Consider the following 21,057-nt stretch of genomic DNA (forward strand, 5'->3'; position numbering starts at 1 on the left):
GACATGGCCGGGCTGGGAGTGGGCATCGGCTGGCGGAGCGAGCTCGACCTGACCATCGAGCGGATGGACGGCGTCGACTTCCTCGAAGTGGTCGCCGAGAACATCAGGCCGGCCCAGCTGCCCGAGTCGTTACGGGTGCTGCGCGAACGCGGCCTGCCGGTGATCCCGCACGGGGTGTCGCTCGGGGTAGGCGACGCGCAGCCGCCGTCGCCCGCCCGGCTCGCCCATCTGGCCGCCTGCGCGCAGGCTCTCGACGCGCCGCTGGTCAGCGAGCATCTGGCGTTCGTACGCGGGGGCGGCGTCGAGGCCGGGCACCTGCTGCCCGTGCCGCGCACCCGCGAGTCGCTGCGGGTGGTCACCGAGAACGTGCGGCGGGCCCAGGACGCCCTGCCCGTGCCGCTGGCCCTGGAGAACGTCGCCGCCATCTTCGGCTGGCCGGACGACGAGCTGACCGAGGCTGAGTTCCTCGCGGAGCTGGTCGCGGCGACCGGCGTCGGGCTGCTCATCGACGTCGCCAACCTCTACAACAACCAGGTCAACCTGGGCCTGCCGGCCGTGGCGGCGCTCGACGCGCTCCCGCTGGAGCACCTCGCGTACGTCCACGTGGCCGGCGGCTACGAGCACGACGGGATCTGGCACGACACGCACACCCGGGTCGCGCCGCAGCCGGTGCTCGACCTGCTGACCGAGTTGTGCGCCCGTGCCACGCCGCCCGGCGTGCTGCTGGAGTGGGACGAGGACTTCCCGAGTGACGACGTCCTCGTGACCGAGCTGTCCAGGATCAGGGCGGCCATGTCCTTGGCTGGGGAGCCGCGGTGAGCGGCACGAACCTCCCTGGCGGCGAGGCAGCGGTGCCGGACGCGGAGGTGCGGCGGCGGCTGGCGGAGGCGCAGGGGAGGGTCGTGGCGGCGCTCGTCATGGGTGCGGAGCCGCCAGAGGGCTTCGACCCCGAGCGCATGCGGGTGCAGGCGGTGAGCCTGCTGGTCAAGCGGCGCGGCATCGTGGCGAGGCTCCGTCCCGACGCTGCCGCCGCCGCGGGCCCCGACCTGGCCTCCGAGTACGCCGCCTACGCCCGTTCCCGCACCACGCCGCCGCCCGGCTCCCGCGCGGACGCCGACGACTTCGCCGACTGGTTGCGCGCCCGTGGCCGCATGCCCGCCCCACGCGGGAAGGTCCGCTGGTGGTCGCGTCTCCTGTCCCGGGATCCGGGTCGGTCACGACCGGACGGATGGCCGGAGTGACCGGGGACATCGTCCGATAGGCCGAGCCGACGATAGGTTCCCCGACGACCAGAAATCCGGTCCAGGGGGGCGGGCACGGGCGAATCACGGTGATAATTGCCTGTTAGGTCATAGCACCGCTGGGAGGCACGTCCGTGGGCCTGCGCAATCTGGTCTACCGGCTCTATGAGCACCGGCTGGAGGCCAAGCTGTCCAAGGACAGCGTCCCCCGGCATGTCGGGGTCATCATCGACGGCAACCGCCGCTGGGCGCGGGCCATGGGCATGCGCGACGTGGCCAGCGGTCACCGCAGGGGGGCGGACAAGATCTCGGAGCTGCTCGGCTGGTGCCGGGAGCTCGGGGTCGAGGTCGTCACCGTCTGGATGTTGTCCAACGACAACCTCAACCGGCCGAGGGACGAGCTGGAGCCCCTGCTGCGCATCATTGAGGACGTGACGCGGGAACTTGTGAGCGAGGGGTGGCGGATCAGCCCGGTCGGAGCGCTCGACCTGCTGCCGGACCACACGGCGAATGTCCTCAAAGAGGCAAAAGAAGTCTCATCGCACCGTCCCGGCCTGATTGTGAACGTTGCAGTTGGGTATGGAGGAAGGCGTGAGATTGCCGATGCGGTGCGCTCACTCCTCCAGGAGCACGCGAGCAAGGGGGCGAGCATCGAGGACCTCGTCGAGGTGCTCGATGTGGAGCACATCGCGGAGCATCTTTACACTCGCGGCCAGCCCGACCCGGACCTCCTCATCCGGACCTCGGGCGAGCAGCGCTTGTCGGGCTTCATGCTCTGGCAGAGCGCCCATTCGGAGTTCTACTTCCACGAGGCCTACTGGCCGGACTTCCGCAGGGTCGACTTCCTTCGAGCGCTGCGCGATTACGCTGCGAGACACCGGCGTTACGGTTCCTGACGCGACATCTGGGTATTCAGGACGTAACGTTGGAAATGTCCGGCCACAGGACGGACATTTCGGAGAGGGCCCGCCTTTGCATCGTGAACTGCCGAGGGGGGCCGGACCCCGGCGCCGACGGCACGTAACGGTCGGGATGCGGGTCCGGTCCGATTCCCGCCTCGTCTGCAGGGTGCCCGCACCTATGGGCGCCCGGGGGAGAACGTGTGGCAGTGTCCTCGAGCAACCCTACGACCAAGCCGGCCAAGCGCACGTACGTGCTCGACACCTCGGTCCTGCTGGCCGATCCTGCGGCGATGACCCGCTTCGCCGAGCACGACGTCGTCCTTCCGATCGTGGTCATCACGGAGCTGGAAGGAAAGCGGCACCATCCCGAGCTCGGCTACTTCGCGAGGAAGGCCCTGCGCTACCTCGACGAGCTGCGCATCCAATACGGCAGGCTCGACGAGCCGATGCCGACCGGGGATGGCACGATCAGGGTTGAGCTCAATCACAGCGATCCGTCCATCCTGCCCGTGGGCTTCCGCCTGGGAGACAACGACACCCGCATCCTGACGGTGGCCCGCTCGCTGGCCGCCGAGGGCTGCGACGTCGTCCTGGTGTCCAAGGACCTGCCGCTGCGGGTCAAGGCCGCCTCGATCGGCCTGTCGGCCGAGGAATACCGCGCGGAGCTGGTCCACGAGTCCGGCTGGACGGGGATGGCCGAGCTCCAGGTGACGGCCGAAGACGTCGAGACGCTCTTCGACCAGGGCACCGCCGACTTCGAGGAGACCAGGGACCTGCCCACGCACACCGGCCTGCGGCTGCTGTCGGCCAAGGGCTCGGCGCTCGGCAGGGTGCTGCCGGACAAGTCGGTCAAGCTCGTCCGCGGCGACCGCGAGGTGTTCGGCCTGCACGGCCGCTCGGCCGAGCAGCGCATCGCGCTCGAACTCCTGATGGACCCGGAGATCGGCATCGTCTCGCTCGGCGGCCGGGCCGGCACCGGCAAGTCGGCGCTGGCGCTCTGCGCGGGCCTGGAGGCGGTCCTGGAGCGCCGCCAGCACCGCAAGGTCGTCGTTTTCCGCCCCCTCTACGCCGTCGGCGGCCAGGAGCTCGGTTACCTGCCCGGCACCGAGGGCGAGAAGATGGGCCCGTGGGCGCAGGCCGTCTACGACACGATGGGCGCGATCACATCGCCTGAGGTGATCGAGGAGGTGCTCGACCGGGGCATGCTGGAGGTGCTCCCGCTGACGCACATCCGCGGCCGCTCGCTGCACGACGCGTTCGTGATCGTGGACGAGGCCCAGTCGCTCGAACGCGGCGTGCTGCTCACGGTGCTGAGCCGCATCGGCGCCAACTCGCGGGTCGTGCTCACCCACGACATCGCCCAGCGCGACAACCTGCGGGTCGGCCGGCACGACGGCGTGGTGGCGGTGGTGGAGAAGCTCAAGGGCCACCCGCTGTTCGCCCACGTCACGCTGACGCGTTCCGAGCGTTCCCCGATCGCCGCCCTGGTCACGGAGATGCTGGAGGACATCACGCTGTGATCATTTGAGCTCGCCGCAGGTGTACCGCCCCTCCGTCCTGGAGGGGCGGTTCTCGTTCTCGCGTACGATCTTGACCTGCTCGAACGCCGCGTCCTGCTGGGCGGTGCAGACGATCTGGGCCTTGCCGAGATCGGTCAGCGTGCCCTCGCCCCTGATGTAGACGGTCAGCGTCGAGGTACGCGGCAACTGCACCTCGTCCCGCTGGATCGGGTTGAGCGAGTCCTTGATCCCGATGTACGTGAAGCCGCGCAGCGCCGTGTCACGCTCGCCGAGCGGCTTGGTCGACGCGTCGAAGAGCGCCCCCAGCAGGCTGCCGACGGTGTCGTTGTCGACGTCGGCGGGCTCCAGGACGAGCCGGCCGTCCTTGAGCAGATAGATCGTCTTGGACGGCGGGGGAATCCTGGTGGTGGGGGCGTTGCCGCGGTCCTGGACGTCGGTGGGCGAGATGCCGCAGGCCGTGGCGGCGACGAGCATGGCGACGGTGAGGAGACGGTGGGCCTTCATGCGTGGGGCAACCAGACGGTGAAGAGGGTGCCGGGATTCTGGGCGCGTACGGAGATCGTGCCGCCGTGCAGGTGCACGTTGGCCCTGGCGATGGCGAGGCCGAGCCCGCTGCCCTGACTGCGCGAGCGGCCTCCGCCGGCCTTGAAGAAACGGTCGAACACGTGCGGCAGCGCCTCCCGGGGGATGCCCTGGCCGTGGTCGCGCACCTTCACCTCCAGGCCGCTCGGTGTGGCTCTGGCGCTCACCAGCACCGGTGGCGCCCCGTGCTTGAGCGCGTTGCCGACGAGGTTGGCCACGATCACGTCGAACCGTGCCGGGTCCAGGTTGACGGCCAGCCCCTGGGGCGCCTTCACGGTCACCTGGTCGCTCCACCCGCGTACGTCCAGGCAGCCGTCGATGGCCTCGGCCACGTTGACCGGTTCGAGGTTGAGCGTGGCGGTGCCCGCGTCGAAGCGGCTGACCTCGATCAGGTGCTCGACCAGCTCGCGCAGGCGCTCGATCTCCCTGAGCACCAGACGCACGGCCTCGGCCGGCGCCTCGGGCAGCCGTCCTGCCTCCTCGGAGAGCATGTCGGCGACGGCCGTCATCGAGGTCAGCGGCGTGCGCAGCTCGTGGGAGACGTCCGCGACGAACCGGCGTGACATGGCCTCGAGCGAGCGCAGCTCCGACACGCTCAGCTCCAGCGCCGCGGCCGCGTCGTTGAATCTGCTGGTGAGCTCGGCCAGCTCGTCCTGCCCGTGCACGGGCAGCCGCGTGTCCAGCCGTCCTTCGCCGAGCGCCTGCGCGGCCGCGCTCAGCCGCCGTACCGGAAGCAGCACCTGCCGGGCCGACAGCAGCGCCACGACCAGCGCGATCAGCACGACGACCACGCCGATCTGGGTGAAGGTGATCCTGAGCCTGGCGAGCTGGCGTTCGTCGTCCTGCAGCGGGAAGAAGACGAACGCCCGCAGGCCCGTCGCCTCGATCCTGTTGCCGGCCTCCCGGTGGACCTCGGCGCCGACGATGAGCCAGAGCTCGCCGCGGATGATCTTTCGCTGGGTGACGACGCTCTGCTTGGCCCGGCCGTGGAGCTCGTTGGGCACGTCGCTCATGGACATCGGACCCTCGGAGGCGATCTGGGCGCCGTACTCGATGAGCACACTGCGGCCGGGGCCGTTGAGCGCGTGGGCGACGCGGCCGAGGTCCCTGGCCGTGGGGGCGGCCTCGCCCGGCCTGAGGCGGCCGATGGGGAAGGTGATGCTGCCGAGCTCCCTGGTGACCTGGTCGAGCGCGGTGGTCTCGGCCCGGGTGACGAGCGCGGTCTTGGCCAGCTCGAAGCCGATCGTGGCCACCAGCAGTGAGGCGGCCACGGCCACGAGCGTGAACGTGATGACCAGGCGGGCGCGCAGGCCGGTGGGCAGGGGGATCACGGAGGACTGAACCGGTAGCCGAATCCGCGCACGGTGTGGATGAACACGGGCTCGCCCGGCTTGGGCTCGATCTTCGCGCGTACCCGCTGCACGCAGGCGTCGACCAGCCGCGAGTCGGCGATGTGCGTGTGGTCCCACACCTCGCGCAGCAGATAGCGACGGTTGAGCACCTGCCCGGGGTGCCGTATGAGCTCCAGGAGCAGCCGCAGCTCGGTCGGCGTCAGGTGGATCTCCTTGCCGGCGAGCGTGACCTTGAGCGCGCCCCGGTCGATCACGAGGTCGCCGAAGGAGATGCGGTCGGAGGCGGCCGACTCCGCCCGGCGCAGGATGGCGCGGATGCGGGCGTCCAGGACCCTGGGCTCGACCGGCTTGACCACGTAGTCGTCGGCTCCCGCCTCCAGCCCGACGACCACGTCGAGGTCGTCGCCGCGGGCGGTGAGCAGGATGACGGGGAGCTGGTCGAGCTTGCGTACGCGGCGGCACACTTCGATGCCGTCGATCCCGGGGAGCATGACGTCGAGGATCGCGATCTCCGGGCGGCGGGACCTGATGTGGTCGAGCGCCTCCTCGCCCGTCGCGTAGGACGTGACGGAGTGCCCCTGCCGGGTCAGCGCCAGTTCGAGGGCCGTACGGACGGAGGGGTCGTCTTCAACAAGGAGGATGCCAGCCACGCGCACATTATTGTTGCATGTCTGAAATATCCGAGTTCCGTCACCAAACTGTGACATTCCGTCGTCCCGGTACCGGAACGCCGACGGCCGGTCCTGAGAGGCCTGGCTTCGCGAACGGACGCCACAGGGTTTCCCGCCTGTGTGACGAAACTCACAATGATCGGGAAACGCCACGCTAACCCGACAGTCAGCCAAACTTACGCCAAGCGATTCCCGCGTTTCGGTTGCGGACCACCCCCCAAGACAGGGCAAGCTCAGGGACCGTGAGCCCCGGTCCGCAGTTGAGTGAGCGTCGCCGACAGCGCCCTCCGAAGGAATCCCCTCCCTCGTCGGCGCGACGGCGTTCGCGTGTCACGCCCAAACGCGTCGTCATCACCGCCGTCGCCCTGGTGATCGTCTTCGGCGGCGGCGGCTTCGTCGCCTACCGCGCCGTCCAGAACGCCAACAGACCGCAGCAGGCCGCGCTCTCCGTCGACGACTTGGCCAAGCTGGCCGGCGGCGACCTGTCAGGGCCCGACCCCGAGACCGACGCCCTGAAGAACGCCGCCGAACAGGCCTACCGCGCCGACCAGCTCAAGAAGGGCCGCTCCGGCAAGGACAACGACAAGGATTTCGACTGGGTCGTCCCCGAGCGGGCCCCCGGCGGTGAAGGGTTCCCCGAGGCGAACTTCCCGCCCGGCAGCGACCCCTCCCCAGGCAGCAACAAGGCCACGGCCAAGTCCATGCTGGCGTCCAGGGGCTGGGGCGCCGACCAGTGGGGCTGCCTGGAACGGCTCTGGCAGAAGGAGAGCGGCTGGAACGAGCGGGCGATGAACCGCTACTCCGGCGCGTACGGCATCCCGCAGTCGCTGCCCGGCACCAAGATGGCCAGCGCGGGCGCCGACTGGCAGACCAACGCCGCCACCCAGATCAAGTGGGGCCTCGGCTACATCAAGGGCCGTTACGGCACGCCGTGCGGCGCGTGGGCCCATTCCCAGTCGGTGGGCTGGTACTAACAGGTCAACTTTCCCTCCTCAATCGGCAAGCCGCCGCGCCTGAACGGGTATATCGGCGCACGCTGGCCGCATGGGTGTGAAGGTCAGTGTGATCGTCGTTGTCTGCAATCCGGGTGACACCGCCGACGCGTGCATCCGCTCCGCGCTGGAGCAGACGATGCCGGCGGACGACTACGAAGTGATCTTCGTCGACGACGGGTCGACCGACGGCATCGGCGAGCGGCTGGACACCATCGCCTCGGCCCGCCCCAACGTGCGCGCACTGCACCTGCCGCACACGGGCACGCCGATGCGCGGCCGCAACGTCGGCCTGGCCGCCGCCGCCGGCGACTACGTCTACTTCCTCGACCAGGACGACCGCCTCGAACGTGACGCGATCGAGCGCATGCACGACCGCGCGATCGAGACCGACGCCGACGTGCTGATCGGCCGGCTCGTCCGCGACTACGGGCCGCCGACGACCGCGTTCGGGCGCAGCACGGCCCGCGCCGACGTCCTGCGCGACAAGCTGCTCACGCTGCTGGTGCCGCAGCAGCTCTACCGGCGCGCCTTCCTGGAGCAGCACGAGCTGGGTTTCCCCGTGCCCGGCGGGCTGATGGGGGAGCAGGCGTTCGTGATGCGGGCGTACCTGCACGCCAAGGTCATCGCCGTGCTGGCCGAGCACGTCTGCTGCCACCTCGGCCCGCGGCCCGTCGCGGAGGACGAGCCGCGCACGATCGTCAAGGAGCTGAACGCGCTGCTCGACGACATCGACGTCTACGTCGGCGAGGGCCGCCGGCGCGACCGCATGTACGCCCACTGGCTGCGCTCCGTCGTCCTGCGTCCGCTGCTGACCAGCAGGTTCGCCGACTCGTCCGTCGACCGCGGCATGCACTTCCGGATGGTCCAGGAGCTGGTCTTCCAGCGGTTCCCCGAGCGGCTCGACGCCCACCTGCCCGTGCAGATGCGTGTGGTGGCCGCGTACGTGCGCACGGGACGCCTGGACCAGATCGTGCTCCTCGCCAACTCCACCAGGCGGGCGGGCCTGCGCTCCGACCTGACCGAGGTGCGCTGGGACGCCCACGTCCTCGTGCTCGGGCTGACCGTGGAGGTCCACGGCAGCGACGGCACACCCGACAGGTACCGCACCGACGGCGACCGCCTGCACTGGATCCCGCCGCGCTCCATCGACACCAGGCGCCTGCCGGAGAGCGTCACCGACGTCACCGACGCGGTCGAGCGGGCACGCATCGAGGTCTACGTCCGCCACACCGAGACGGGGCTCGTGCACTTCCTGCCGCTGACCCAGCACGTGGAGCGCATCCAGGACGGCCGCCGCCGCTTCCGCGTGCAGATCAAGGGGGAGGTCAGGCTCGACGTCACCAGCGCCGCGCTGGGCGAGCCGCTCAGGCCGGGGCAGTGGGAGGTGCACGTACGCATGTTCGGCGGCGCCAACCAGGCCAGGAGCCGCGTCGGCTGCGCCAAGGGGCCGCTCAACTGCCTGGGCGTGCTGGCCCAGCGGCCCAGGATGCGGCTCGTGGTGCCCTGCTGGACCGACCAGGGCGAGTTGGGCCTGGTCGTCGAGCCGCGCTCGTTCTCCGAGTCGATCGCGCTCGTGTCGCCGGGCGTGACGGTCAAGCACCTCGACGGCCACCTGTACGTCGTGCTGCCGGTCCCGTACGTGCCGCCGAGCGGAGGGCCGCCGCTGGAGCTGGTGTTGCGCAGCAGCGGCCGGCGTGCCCGCGAGGTGAGCGCACCCGCGCTGGTCGAGGCCGGCGTGCCCGGCATGATCGCCGGGCAGCTCGTGGCCAAGGTGCCGGTCAAGCGTGTCATGCCGGAGGAGGACCACTTCGGCCCCGGCACCTGGCTGTCCTCGCTGCGCTCCTCGGACGGCGAGTACGGGCTCAGGTTCGCGCTCGAGATGCGCAGGGGCCGGGTCGAGGTGCGCCCGGCCGCCGCGGCCGACCCCGAACGCAGATCGCCCATGGGCCGCGACACCCTGCTGCACCGGATCGGCCGGCGGCTGCCCGGCGCGCGCCACCTGGTGCGCCTGGCGCGCGCGGGCGGGCACCGGTACCTCAAGGAGTGAGCCTGTCCTGCGGCCTGCGCTCGGCCAGGTCGCTGCCCCGGGTCTCGCGAGCCGCGTACACGGCGACGAGCGTGAGCACCGTCGCCAGGCCGAGGTAGACGGAGATCGGGACGCTGCTCCCGTACTCACGCAGCAGCGCGACCGCGATGATCGGGGCCAGGGCGCCGGCCACGATGGCCGACAACTGCGCCCCGATCGACACGCCGGTGTAGCGCGTCCTCGTGGCGAACAACTCCGAGAAGAAGGCCGCCTGCGGGCCGTACATCATGCCGTGGAAGAGCAGGCCGACGGTGACGGCGAGGGCGATCGCGAGGAAGTGGCCCGTGTCCACGAGCGGGAAGAACACGAAGATCCACACCCCGATCCCGGCCGCGCCCGCCAGGTAGGTGGGGCGGCGGCCGACGCGGTCGGACAGCGCGCCCCACAGCGGGATCGTGACGAAGTGGATCGCCGAGGCGATCAGCACCGCGGTCAGCACCGTGGCGTTGTCGATCCGCACCTGTTTGGCGTACGTGATGACGAAGACGGTCAGGAGGTAGAACGAGATGTTCTCCGCCAGCCGGGCGCCGATCGCGATGATCACGTCCTTCCCGTGATGACGGAGCACGCCCACGATCGGCGCCCGCTCCTCCGGATCGGCCTGCTGGAACACCGGCGACTCGCTGATCGACATCCGGATCCACAACCCGACCAGCACCAGGACACCCGACAGCAGGAACGGCACCCGCCAGCCCCACGACAGGAACGCCTCGTCCGACTGCCAGGCGGCCAGCGCCGCCAGCACCCCGGTGGCCAGCAGGTTGCCGCCAGGGGCGCCGGCCTGCGGCCAGGAGGCCCAGAAGCCGCGCCGTTCGCTGTCGCCGTGCTCGGAGACGATCAGCACCGCGCCGCCCCACTCACCGCCGAGAGCGAACCCCTGCACCAGCCGCAGCACCGTCAGCAGCAGCGCCGCGGCGGGCCCGAGCGTCTCGTACGTCGGCAGGCAGCCGATCAGGAAGGTCGCCGTGCCCATCATCAGCAGGCTGACGACCAGCAGGGTCTTGCGGCCGAGCCGGTCGCCGAAGTGGCCGAAGACGAGGCCGCCGAGCGGGCGGGCGACGAACCCGACGGCGTAGGTGAGGAACGCCAGCAGCGTGCCGGTCAGCGGATCGGAGTCGGGGAAGAAGAGCCGGTTGAACACGAGGGCGGCGGCCGAGCCGTAGAGGAAGAAGTCGTACCACTCGATGGTGGTGCCGACCAGACTCGCGGCGACGACCTTCTTGATGGATGTGGCCATGCCGGTCACGGTAGGGAGTGACCGGCGTCACTCATATGGCGTCGGCGTCCACAGTCTGCGGGGCCGATGTGTGGCCGAGCCGGTGCAGACGCAGCGCGAGCTGGATCTCGAGCGCGCGTTCCGGCGCCAGCCAGCCCTCGCCGAGCAGCCTGCCGACCCGGTCGAGCCGCTGTGTGACGGTGTTGACGTGGATGTGCATGGCCTCGGCCGTACGCGACGGCGACCCGCCCGAGCCGAAGTAGGCGGCCAGCGTGGCGGTGAGCGCGGTGCCCCTGCGGGCGTCGTACTCGATCACCGGGCCCAGCGTCGCGCGCACGAAACCGCGCACGTCGCGGCCGTCGCCGACGAGCAGGCCGACGAACCCCAGCTCGGCCGCGCTCGCGCCCTCGCCCGCCCGGCCGAGCGCGAGGAGCGCCTCCGCGCACCGCCGCGCCTCCAGGTAGGCCCTGGCGACGTGCTGCGGCCCGGCCGGCGGCCCTCCATCGCCGGACAGTCCGGACGCGCCCGCCGTGGCCGGGCCGTGCAGGGACGCGCTCAGCTCGGCGGCCACCCGCTGCGCGATGCCGCCCGCGTCGTCGCCCGGCAGCAGCAGCACGACCTCCTCGCCCCGCCCCGCGGCCAGCCCGTGCCACATCGTGGCCTGCGACGACGCCCAGAACGCCGCCCGCTCGCGCTGCCCCGCGTGCTTGACCACCACGACGACGTGCGGCGCGCCCAGATCGACGCCGAGCCGGCGCGCCCGGTCGGCCAGGCCGGGGGAGCCGGGCCGCGCGATCAGGTCGTCGAGCAGCTCGCCCCTGACCCGTCCCTCGGCCTCGGCCACGCTCCTGCGGAACAGCAGCAGCAGCGCGCACACCAGCGCCGCCCGCTCCAGGATGCGCTCGTCGGCGTCGTCGCTGCGCAGGACCAGCGTGCACAACTGCTCCCCGCCGACGTCCACCGACGCGATCAGCAGGTCGCCCCTCCGCACGGTACGGCCCAGCGCCCTGGAGGCCTGCGCCGCCTCGAACACCTCCTGGTCCAGCTTCCCGACGTCACCCGTGAGCGCCCTGCCCAGGTCGTCCAGCACCGCCAGCGACCCCCCGAGCACGTCGGTCACCACCGCCGCGACGTTCTCGATCCCACCGCCGCGCAACACGAGCGAGGTCATCCTGTCGTGCGCCAGCGCGGCCCGCTCCACGGCCTCACCGTGCGCCCTCGCCGTTCTGTGGGCGTGGGAGAGCTCCTCCAGGGCGTTCCTCGTCTCCTGCAGCAGCCTGGCGTTGTCGATCGCGACCGCCGCGTGCGCCGCCAGGCTGGCCAGCAGCGACACCTCCTCCTGGTGGAACGGCCGCGCGCTGCGGTTGGCCGCCATCAGCACGCCGATCACCCGCTGGCCCAGCCGCAGCGGCACGCCCAGGATCGCGACCAGGCCCTCCTCAGTGACGGCCTCGTCGATGTCGTCCTTGTGACGGAACCTCGCATCGGCGAAATAGTCGGCCGTCGCGTACGGCACCGCCGTCTGCGCCACCAGGCCGCCCAGCCCCGCCCCCATGGCCAGCCGCAACGCCCGGAACTTCGCCGAGATCGACCCGTCGGTGACCCGCATGTACGTGTCGCCCCGCTCGGGGTCGTGCAGCGTCATGTACGCGATGTCGGTGGCCAGCAGCTGCCTGGCCCGGTGCACGATGGCCTCCAGCACGGCGTCGAGGTCGCGCAGCGCCGCCAGGTCGCCGGCCGTGTCGTACAGCGCCGACAGCTCGGCCTCGCGCCTCGCCCGCCGCTTGAGCAGGTCGCGCACTTTGAGCGCCTCGACCTTGGCCTGTTCGAGCTCCTCGATCGCGGCCGGGTCGGCGCCGGCGGCCCTCGCCGCGATGATCGGCCCCTCGAACTCGACCGCCGACGCCTCCCTGGCCAGCAGTTCGAGGAACCTGGCGGCGGTCACCGCGCCGTCCAGCCGCCGTCCACGGGGAGCGACACTCCGGTGACGAACGCGCCGCCCGGCCCGCACAGGTAGGCGACCAGCTCGGCCACCTCCTCGGGCTCGATCAGCCGCTTGATCGCGGCCGGCTCCAGCATGATGTCCCTCACCACCTCGTCGGGCGCGATGCCGTGCACCCTCGCCTGGTCGGCGATCTGCGCCTCGACCAGCCCGGTGCGCACGTACGCGGGGCAGACGCACGTCGAGGTCACCCCGTGGGGCGCCCCTTCCAGCGCGACCACCTTGGAGAACCCCTCCAGCCCGTGCTTGGCCGCGGTGTACGCCGACTTGTACGGGGAAGCGCGCAGCCCGTGGACCGACGAGATGTTCACGAACCGGCCCCAGCCCTTGGCGTACATGCCGGGCAGCACCTTGCGCGCGATGAGGAACGGCGCCTCCACCATGACCCTGAGCATCGAGGAGAACACCTCGGGCGGGAACTCCTCGACCGGCGCCACGTGCTGGAAGCCCGCGTTGTTGACCACGATGTCGACGGGCTCGTCCGGCAGCGCGGCCACGAAACGGGGCTCGCTCAGATCGGCCACGACGGCCACGCCGCCGACCTCGTCCGCCACCTCTGCGGCCGGCTCGGCCCGCAGATCGACGACCAGCACCCTGGCTCCCGCCGCGGCCAGGCGCCGCGCGCAGGCCGCTCCGATGCCGCCGCCCGCGCCCGTCACCAGCGCGGTCCGCCCCGTCAGCTCCTTCGCCATGGCCCCTGACTCTAGGCGGTCGTGGCTCGCCGACGCATATGTGGGAGCGACATAGAACCGTTGCGTCTTATGTGGATGACGTGGTCTGCTACCTTGGGTCGCATGATCGCGTATTCGTTCCTGTGGTGGCCCGCCCCCTAGGCGGACCTTCCAGCGCATACGCACACGGCCGCCTCGACGAGGCGGCCGTCCCCATGTGGCACGCGCCCCCGTCGAGCACTGACGGAAAGGCACGCCCACCATGACCAGCACCATCACGACCAGCACCGGCTGGCCGCAGCTGCTCACCCTGCTCCTCGACGGTGTGTCGCTCACCACACGCCAGGCCGCCTGGGCCATGGGCGAGATCATGTCGGGCGCGGCCACGGACGCGCAGATCGCCGCGTTCGCCGTCGCGCTGCGGGCCAAGGGCGAGAGCGTGGCCGAGGTGTCGGGGCTGGCCGACGGCATGCTGGCCCATTCGGCCGCCATCAGGGTGTCCGGCGACCTCGTCGACCTCGTCGGCACCGGCGGCGACCGCGCCGGCACCGTGAACATTTCCACCATGGCCGCTGTCGTGGCCGCCGCCGCGGGCGCGAAGGTGGTCAAACACGGGGGCAGGGCGGCCTCGTCGATGTCCGGCGCCGCCGACGTGCTGGAAGAGCTCGGCGTCGTCGTCGACCTGCCGCCCGGAGCCGCGGTCGCCGTCGCGGAGGAGGTGGGGATCACGTTCTGCTTCGCGCCGGCGTTCAACCCGGCGCTGAAACGCACCTCAGGACCGCGCCGCGAGCTGGGCGTGCCGACGGTCTTCAACTTCCTGGCCCCGCTCACCAACCCCGCGCTGCCCGCCGCGCAGGCGGTCGGCGTCTTCCACCCGTCGATGGCGCCGGTCATCGCGGGCGTCCTGGCCGAACGCGGCGGCTCGTCCCTCGTCTTCCGCGGCGACGACGGGCTCGACGAGCTCACCACGTGCGGCCCCTCGACCGTCTGGGTGGTGCGGCGCGGCAGGGTGACGCCGACCGCCTTCGACCCCGTCGACCTGTCGATCCCCAGGGCTCGCCACGACGACCTGCGCGGCGGCGACGCCCGGTACAACGCGGCGGTGGCGCGGGCCGTGCTCGCGGGGAAGCCGGGCCATGTGCGGGAGGTCGTGCTGCTCAACGCGGCCGCCGCCGTGGTGGCCGCGGACGGGGTGCCGCCGGCCCACGAGCTCACCGCCGCGCTGGGCGCGGCGCGCAAACGGGCCGCCGACGCCGTCGACTCCGGCGCCGCGGCGGCCCTGCTCACCCGCTGGGCGAAGGCCACGCAGCAGGCGCGGCCGTCCTAGGGACGGGTCATCGACAGTACGTCGAGCGCGGCGTCCAACTGCTCCTCCGTCAGGGTGCCGTCGGCCACGTGGCCGCGCTCGATGACGACCTCGCGGATGGTCTTCCGCTCCTCCAGCGCCTGCTTCGCGATCTTGGCGGCCTCCTCGTAGCCGACGTACCGGTTCAGCGGGGTGACGATCGACGGGGACGACTCGGCGTACTCGCGCAGGCGCTCCACGTTCGCCGTGATGCCGGCCACGCAGCGGTCGGCGAGCAGCCGCGAGACGTTGCCCAGCAGCCTGACGGACTCCAGCACGTTGCGGGCGATGACCGGCAGCTGCACGTTCAGCTCGAAGTTCCCCGACGCGCCCGCGAACGTGATCGCCGCGTCGTTGCCGATGACCTGCGCCGCGACCATGTTCGTGGCCTCGGGGATCACCGGGTTGACCTTGCCTGGCATGATGGACGAGCCCGGCTGCAGATCGGGAAGGTTGACCTCGCCCAGCCCGGCGCGCGGGCCCGACCCCATCCAGCGGAGATCGTTGGCGATCTTGTTCAGCGAGACGGCCACCACCTTGAGCTGCCCCGACAGCTCGACGATCGAGTCCTGCGCGCTCTGGGCCTCGAAATGGTCGCGCGCCTCCGCGAACGGGATGCCGGTCGCCTCGCGCAGCTTCTCGATCGCCGCCTGGGCGAACCCCGACGGTGTGTTGATGCCCGTGCCCACGGCGGTGCCGCCCAGAGGCAGTTCGAGCACGTGCTCCAGCGCCGCGGTGACGCGTACGACGCCGTGCTCGATCTGCGTGGCGTACCCGCCGAACTCCTGGCCCAGCGTCACCGGAGTCGCGTCCATCAGATGCGTGCGTCCCGACTTCACCACGCCGCCGAACTCGATCGCCTTCTCTCGCAGCGCCTCCGCCAGGTGCCGCAGCGAGGGCAGCAGGTGGTAGGTCACCTCGGTCGCCGCAGCCACGTGGATCGAGGTGGGGAAGACGTCATTGGACGACTGGGAGGCGTTCACGTGGTCGTTCGGATGCACGGGCCGGCCCAGCCGCTCCTCGGCCAGCGTCGCGATCACCTCGTTGGCGTTCATGTTGGACGAGGTGCCCGAGCCGGTCTGGAAGACGTCGATGGGGAAGTGGGCGTCGTGCTCGTTCTCGGCCACGTCGGCGGCGGCCTGCGCGATCGCCTCGGCCATGTCCTTCTCGATCACGCCCAGCTCGCCGTTGACCTCCGCCGCCACGGCCTTGACCAGGGCCAGCGCGGCGATGTGCGACGGCTCGAGCGGCCGCCCGGAAACCGGGAAGTTCTCCACCGCCCGCTGGGTCTGCGCGCGCCACCGTGCTCCCGCCGGCACGCGTACCTCGCCCATCGAGTCATGTTCGATCCTGAACTCGCTCATGACTTCAGTCTGACCCACGATCCCGGGCTCGCCCGGAAGCGCCCCCGTTCAGCCGGAGATGAGGGCCACGATCAGGATGGCGATCACCACGGCCGCGGCGGCGGCGACCGCCATGAGCACCAGCATGCCGTTGCGGTTGCCATCCGGCCGCTGCTCCGGCTGGCCGGCGATGGCGAACAGGTCGGTGCCCAGCCCGTCACTCTGCGGCACCGGCTGCTGCTGCGGCGGCGAGCCGGGCTCCTGGTCGGTCGGCGGATAGACCTGCTGGCCCGGCGACCCGCTCTTCGGGATGCGCGTCGTCATGAACGCGCCCTCGTCGCCCTGCGCCTGCGGCGGTCTGCCCCCCTCGGGACTCGCGGGGAAGGGGCCTTTGGGGCGCGAGATGCTGATCGTCCGCTCCGGGTCGAACCCCGCCTCGGGGGAGGCGGTCCCGGACGCGCCCTGTCGTCCGGCGGTGCCCTGTGTGCCGAGCTGCTGCTCACCCTGGGGCGGGCGGCCGATGTTCTGCGGAACGGTGGGTGCGTTCGATCCCCGTACCGGGCCTCCGGCCGTACGCGGCCCAGCCCCCGGACCACCCGCGGCCTGCCCGCCGGGCCCCTGTGCGCCGGGCCCGTGGGGACCGGTTGCCTGACCACCGGCACCGCGCCCTTGCCCTCCAGGCCCGCCACCTCCCGGTCCCTGTCCGCCGGGTCCTTGTCCGCCGGGCCCCTGTCCGCTAGGTCCTCGTCCAGCGGGTCCCTGCGCCCCTGGCCCGTTGCCTGCAGGCCCTTGTGCGCCCGTTCCTTGTGCGCCGCGCCCGTGGGGGCCGGACCCCTGGCCGGCACCGTGCCCGCCGGGGCCTTGCGTTCCTTGTCCGCCGGGTCCCTGCCCACTGGCACCGTGACCGCCGGGCCCCTGTGCACCCGGTCCTTGCCTTCCGGACCCCTGCCCGCCGGATCCCTGCCCGCCGGATCCCTGCCCGCCGGATCCCTGCCCGCCGGGACCGTGACTGCTGGGCCCCTGTGCACCCGGTCCTCGCCCTCCGGGTCCTTGTCCGCCGGGTCCTTGTCCGCCCGGCCCACCGCCCGCTCCGGGGCGGCCGCCCACGGGATTGGTCGCGCCCTGCCCTGGCGTTCCGGTGCCGCCCGGCGCACGGCCGGGTCCCCCTTGCTGAGGGCCGGGGCCGGCGAAGGCGTTGTGAGGTGTGCCCTGGGCGGGGTCGGCGAAGGCGCCCTGGGGAGGCGGTCCGCCTTGCCCCGCGCCGGATCCGGTGAAGGCGTTGGGACCGGGAACGCCCGGGCCGGCGTGCCCCTGGCTGCCGAACGCCCCGGACGGCGCCGCAGCGCCCTGCCTCTGCACCCCGGGACTCTGCCCGGGGCCTCCAGGGCCCTGTCCTTGCCCTCCAGGGCCCTGTCCGGGGCCTCCAGGGCCGTGCGGCCCTCCCGGCCCGCCGGACGCGCGTCCGGGCGCCCCGCCGCCCTGTCCGGGCCGGCCGGAGCCGGGATTCTGGTCGGCCGGGCCGGATGCCTGGTCGGCGGGGGTTTTGTGGGCGGTGAACGGATCGGGCAAAGCGGCCTCCTGCGCCATAAGAGCCTCGGCCGTGAGCACCGGCATCTCGCTCGTGGGGGTGTCGGCGACCATGCGCAGCAGGGTCTCCGCCTTGGCAGCGCCGAGACGCTGCCGGTAGTCCTTGTTCAGCAGCCCGTTGAGCACGGGACGGAGCTGTCCCGCCTGCGTGGGCGGGTCGGCGCTCTCGGTGAGCAGCGCCGCGAGGGTCTCGGCGACGGTGGACCGTTCGTAGGCCGGCCGCCCCTCGACCGCGAAGTAGAGTGTGGCTCCGAGCGACCAGATGTCGGATTCGGGACCGGTGTAGTCGCCCCGGGCACGTTCCGGGGCGGTGTAGCCGGGGGAGCCGATCACCATGCCCGTTTTCGTGAGCCGGGAGTCGCCCTCGGCCTTGGCGATGCCGAAGTCGGTCAGCACCACGCGCCCGCTCTCGGTGATGAGCACGTTGGCGGGCTTGACGTCTCGGTGGGTGATGCCCTGGGCGTGCGCGGCACGCAGCGCGCCGAGCAGGTCGACGCCGATCTCCGCCACGAGCCGGGGCGGCAGCGGACCATCCTCGCCGATCACCTGCTCCAGCGAGCGGGCCTCGATGAGCTCCATGATGATCCACGGGCTGTCGTCGTGGATGATCACGTCGTGGATCGAGGCCACGGAGGGGTGGTTGATCCGGGAGGCGATGCGGCCCTCGCGGACCATGCGTTCGCGCAGCTCGGTCCGTTGTTCCTCGGTGAGAACCGGGTCCTGGCGGATCTCCTTGACCGCCACCTCGCGCCCCAGCGCGCGGTCGCGGGCGCGCCACACGGTGCCCATGGTGCCCCGGCCGAGCGGGGTGACGAGCTCGTAGCGCTCCGCGAGCAGGCGTGTCTGCTGTTCCGGCATGAGAAGAAGATATCGATTCTCGCTTGGGAAGTGCTTTACCCTCGCTTGCGAAGTTCTCTTGGCCAGAACCGCCGAGGAAGGCACAACTTTATCACCGCAGCTTTCAAACGGGCATAAGCCGACGGCGACGGGCGCGCTTCCACGCGCTTCCTGTGCACCCCCTCACCGGCTTTACGTTCCTGCCTCGGCGGGGGCACGGTGACGGTCTGGGTCTCGGCCCTGTGCAGCCCGCGATGCGCGGGCCTGCGTGTGAAAGACGGCGGCGTGAGGGTGGGCATCGGGCGCGCGGACTTCGCCTTGCGCGGGGTCAGCGGCTCCTCCGCCGAGCCTCCCGCGGCCACCCTGGCCAGCATCAGCGAGGCGCGTACGGAGTCGAGCCTGGTCTGCGGGTCGATCCGCAGCAGCGCGTCCAGCACGGGGGCCAGCGGGCCCGCCTTGCTCATCGGGATGGGCTCGCCGCTCGTGAGCGCCGCGAGAGCGGCGGCGGCCGTGCGGCGGCCGTGCAGGCCCCTGCCTTCGACGGCGGTGTAGAGGGTGGCCCCGAGGGACCACAGATCGCCCGCGGGGCTGGCTTTGGAGCCCAGCACCCGCTCCGGCGCGATGTAACCGGCGGACCCCAGCACGATGCCCGCCTGGGTGATGGAAACGTCACCTTCGAGTGCGGCCAGGCCGAAGTCGGTGAGCACCGCGCGGTCCTCGGTCACGAGCACGTTGCTCGGCTTGACGTCGCGGTGCAGGATGCCCTTGGCGTGCACCGCGCGCAGCGCGCCCAGGATCTGCCGGCCGATCTCGGCGGCCCTGCGCGGAGGGAGCGGCCCGTGGTCCTGGATGAGCTGCTCCAGAGATCTGGCCCGGAGCAGCTCCATCACGATCCATGGCCGGTCGTCCTCGGTGACCACGTCGAACACGGTGATGACGGAGGGGTGCGTGACCATGGCGGTCGCTCTGCCCTCGCGCTCGGTGCGGGCGCACAACTCGGCGCGCAACTCCTCGTCGAGCACGGAGGGCAGGCGTACTTCCTTGACCGCCACGTCGCGGTCGAGCAGCTCGTCATGTGCCCGCCAAACGGTGCCCATGCCGCCACGACCAACCGGCTCCAGGAGCCGGTAGCGCGCGGCGAGTAGGTAACCGGAAGGCGCACGCATGCCTGGCAGCTTACCTATTTGTGTAAACCGACCAGTAGAGGCGTGGCCGATAAAATGTTGCGAAGTTAAGTCAACTCGCCTGACTCGTCACGTCAGCAAACCTCGCGGCCACATCGTCCCAGTTGATGAGGCCCCACAGTTTCTCGACGTAGTCGGGTCGCACGTTCCGATACTGAAGATAGTACGCATGCTCCCAGGCGTCGAACACGAGCAGCGGTGTGGTGTTCATCCCCACGTTGCCGTGATGGTCGTAGACCTGCTCGACGACGAGCCTGCGGCTGGTCGGCTCCCAGGCCAGCACGCCCCAGCCGGACCCCTGCACCGTCGAGGTTGCGGCGGTGAGCTGCTTCTGGAACGCCTCGAACGTGCCGAAGTGCTGGTCGATGGCGTCCCTGAGAGCTCCGTCCGGGCGGTCGCCGCCGTCGGGTGACAAATTCTGCCAGAAGATCGAGTGCAGGACGTGCCCGGACAGGTTGAAGGCGAACGTCTTCTCCAGGCCCACGAGGTTGGAGAACTCGGCCTTGTCACGGGCCTCCGCGAGGCGTTCGAGGGTGTCGTTGGCGCCCTTGACGTACGCGGCGTGATGCTTGGCGTGGTGCAGCTCCAGGATCTCGCCGGTGATGGCGGGCTCGAGCGCGGCGTAGTCGTAGGGCATGTCGGGAAGGGTGTAGTCCCCCATGAGTGTCCTCCTTCTGGATCTCTGGGACGACACTATTGCAACTAATTCGCAGTTGCATCAGACTTGCGACCTAGGTCCTCGGCAGTGTGCGAGGTCAGGTTGGTCCAGCGGGCGCGGGCGGCGGTCAGCCGCCCGCGCCCGCGTCTCCGCCCGGCTTTCTGGAGCGCGTTCACGCAGCTCGCGGGGCATTTTGTGTCCGCCGGCACACTTTCACCGCCGTGCCGCGTCAATGATGAATGGAAGGCCGTTTCCGGCGCTCGACAGGCGCGCTTACCGGGGCTTAGGGGGCCTCGTCAGCGGGTTGTAAGGGTGCCGTAAGCGGTTGGGGGCATGGTAAAGCCATGAGGGAGGGACAAGTCCTGGGCCACCGGAAATGTCGGTGCCGAGCGCCAGACTGGGGGCACAGGCCGGAGTCCTCCACCGATGTCCGATCGCAGAAGGACGTGATGAAGATGCGCCAGACCCAGGTTCGCCGCCGGCCGAAGAAGCCGGCCAGAGCCGGACTGGACCTTCGCACGCCGTCGGGGCGCCTGCTGCCCTACTGAACCACGACCAGGAGCGCTATCTGAGAGGTGCGCGATGTGCAGTCACCACCCCGTTTGCCCCAGTGCCGACTCGCCCGACCGTGAGGCGTCGCACGTGATCGCTTCCCACCCTGACCAGGGGTGGAGCCTGCTCTGCAACGGCGTCGTGCTGTTCGACGACACCGGCCTGCTGCTGCCCGACGGCACCGTCGTGGCGCCGCACCGGTCACCGGTGGCCGCGTGACCGCCCACCTCCGGCCGGAGCCGAGGCGCCGGGCGCCCGCCGGCGCCTGATCCCGGCTCCTCAACCCCCCGGCCGCCCGCCGCGGCGGCCACCG

Annotated in this window: 18 protein-coding genes; 8 read left to right on the forward strand and 10 right to left on the reverse strand. The window is 71.2% G+C overall.

Annotated features, from left to right (window positions below):
• The 4 genes from GUY59_RS34295 to GUY59_RS34310 form a co-directional block, all read left to right on the forward strand.
• Positions 1-819: DUF692 domain-containing protein (locus tag GUY59_RS34295; RefSeq protein WP_201761681.1), on the forward strand; the 819-nt coding region annotated here is incomplete at its 5' end.
• On the forward strand, positions 816-1,241 hold the full coding sequence (locus GUY59_RS34300) for a hypothetical protein (protein ID WP_201761682.1): 426 nt from the start codon (positions 816-818) through the stop codon (positions 1,239-1,241). The genes GUY59_RS34295 and GUY59_RS34300, both read left to right, overlap by 4 nt.
• Positions 1,242-1,375: 134 nt before the next feature.
• Entirely contained in the window at positions 1,376-2,137 is a 762-nt protein-coding gene (locus GUY59_RS34305; protein ID WP_132328910.1) for an isoprenyl transferase, read from the forward strand.
• Positions 2,138-2,343: 206 nt separating this feature from the next.
• Entirely contained in the window at positions 2,344-3,663 is a 1,320-nt protein-coding gene (locus tag GUY59_RS34310) for a PhoH family protein (RefSeq protein ID WP_289512956.1), read from the forward strand.
• On the opposite strand, the gene GUY59_RS34315 is transcribed toward GUY59_RS34310, so the two are convergent.
• Genes GUY59_RS34315 through GUY59_RS34325 form a run of 3 tightly spaced genes read right to left on the reverse strand, consistent with a single transcriptional unit; the run spans position 3,664 to position 6,247 of the window.
• Positions 3,664-4,167 (reverse strand): hypothetical protein, encoded by a 504-nt coding sequence (locus GUY59_RS34315; protein ID WP_138198848.1) that lies wholly within the window; start codon positions 4,165-4,167, stop codon positions 3,664-3,666.
• Positions 4,164-5,576: a sensor histidine kinase gene (locus GUY59_RS34320; protein WP_138198847.1), complete on the reverse strand. Its 1,413-nt coding sequence runs from the start codon at positions 5,574-5,576 to the stop codon at positions 4,164-4,166. Before GUY59_RS34320 ends, GUY59_RS34315 begins: the two co-directional genes overlap by 4 nt.
• Positions 5,573-6,247, reverse strand: a complete 675-nt coding sequence (locus tag GUY59_RS34325; protein ID WP_138198845.1) for a response regulator transcription factor — start codon at positions 6,245-6,247, stop codon at positions 5,573-5,575. The genes GUY59_RS34320 and GUY59_RS34325 overlap by 4 nt, the downstream gene beginning before the upstream one ends.
• Before the next feature lie 386 nt (positions 6,248-6,633).
• Here GUY59_RS34325 and GUY59_RS34330 point away from each other — a divergent pair, with 386 nt between their 5' ends.
• Entirely contained in the window at positions 6,634-7,242 is a 609-nt protein-coding gene (locus GUY59_RS34330; RefSeq protein WP_138198906.1) for a lytic transglycosylase domain-containing protein, read from the forward strand.
• Positions 7,243-7,312: 70 nt separating this feature from the next.
• Positions 7,313-9,310, forward strand: coding sequence for a glycosyltransferase family A protein (locus GUY59_RS34335; RefSeq protein ID WP_138198843.1), 1,998 nt, complete (start codon positions 7,313-7,315; stop codon positions 9,308-9,310).
• Here the strand turns inward: GUY59_RS34335 and GUY59_RS34340 are convergent.
• The 3 genes from GUY59_RS34340 to GUY59_RS34350 are packed head-to-tail and all read right to left on the reverse strand — an operon-like array spanning position 9,300 to position 13,259.
• The gene (locus GUY59_RS34340; protein ID WP_138198842.1) at positions 9,300-10,586 is read right to left on the reverse strand and encodes an MFS transporter; all 1,287 of its coding nucleotides are present in this window, start codon (positions 10,584-10,586) and stop codon (positions 9,300-9,302) included. The genes GUY59_RS34335 and GUY59_RS34340 overlap by 11 nt on opposite strands.
• A 31-nt stretch (positions 10,587-10,617) precedes the next feature.
• Positions 10,618-12,510, reverse strand: coding sequence for a helix-turn-helix domain-containing protein (locus tag GUY59_RS34345; RefSeq protein ID WP_252374804.1), 1,893 nt, complete (start codon positions 12,508-12,510; stop codon positions 10,618-10,620).
• Positions 12,507-13,259 carry a 3-hydroxybutyrate dehydrogenase gene (locus GUY59_RS34350; protein WP_138198841.1) on the reverse strand — a complete coding sequence of 251 codons (753 nt, stop codon included), beginning with the start codon at positions 13,257-13,259 and terminating at the stop codon, positions 12,507-12,509. Before GUY59_RS34350 ends, GUY59_RS34345 begins: the two co-directional genes overlap by 4 nt.
• A 241-nt stretch (positions 13,260-13,500) precedes the next feature.
• Between GUY59_RS34350 and trpD the strand changes: the two genes are divergently transcribed.
• Complete coding sequence (gene trpD / locus GUY59_RS34355) at positions 13,501-14,565, forward strand: anthranilate phosphoribosyltransferase (RefSeq protein ID WP_138198840.1); 1,065 nt, start codon at positions 13,501-13,503, stop codon at positions 14,563-14,565.
• Here the strand turns inward: trpD and GUY59_RS34360 are convergent.
• The 4 genes from GUY59_RS34360 to GUY59_RS34375 all read right to left on the reverse strand — a co-directional run bounded on the left by GUY59_RS34360 (position 14,562) and on the right by GUY59_RS34375 (position 20,195).
• Entirely contained in the window at positions 14,562-15,947 is a 1,386-nt protein-coding gene (locus GUY59_RS34360) for a class II fumarate hydratase (RefSeq protein WP_138198839.1), read from the reverse strand. The two genes, trpD and GUY59_RS34360, sit on opposite strands and share 4 nt — an antisense overlap.
• A 48-nt stretch (positions 15,948-15,995) precedes the next feature.
• The gene (locus GUY59_RS34365; protein ID WP_161714839.1) at positions 15,996-18,371 is read right to left on the reverse strand and encodes a serine/threonine-protein kinase; all 2,376 of its coding nucleotides are present in this window, start codon (positions 18,369-18,371) and stop codon (positions 15,996-15,998) included.
• A gap of 35 nt (positions 18,372-18,406) precedes the next feature.
• A complete protein-coding gene (locus GUY59_RS34370; RefSeq protein WP_138198838.1) occupies positions 18,407-19,516 on the reverse strand; it encodes a serine/threonine-protein kinase in 1,110 nt (369 codons plus the stop codon).
• Positions 19,517-19,586: 70 nt separating this feature from the next.
• Positions 19,587-20,195 carry a superoxide dismutase gene (locus tag GUY59_RS34375; RefSeq protein WP_138198837.1) on the reverse strand — a complete coding sequence of 203 codons (609 nt, stop codon included), beginning with the start codon at positions 20,193-20,195 and terminating at the stop codon, positions 19,587-19,589.
• 579 nt (positions 20,196-20,774) lie between these two features.
• On the opposite strand from GUY59_RS34375, the gene GUY59_RS34380 reads away from it, so the two are divergent.
• Entirely contained in the window at positions 20,775-20,963 is a 189-nt protein-coding gene (locus tag GUY59_RS34380) for a DUF5999 family protein (RefSeq protein WP_132328930.1), read from the forward strand.
• Positions 20,964-21,057 lie beyond the last annotated feature (94 nt).

Source organism: Nonomuraea sp. K271 (assembly GCF_009908215.1).
GTDB lineage: Bacteria > Actinomycetota > Actinomycetes > Streptosporangiales > Streptosporangiaceae > Nonomuraea > Nonomuraea longispora.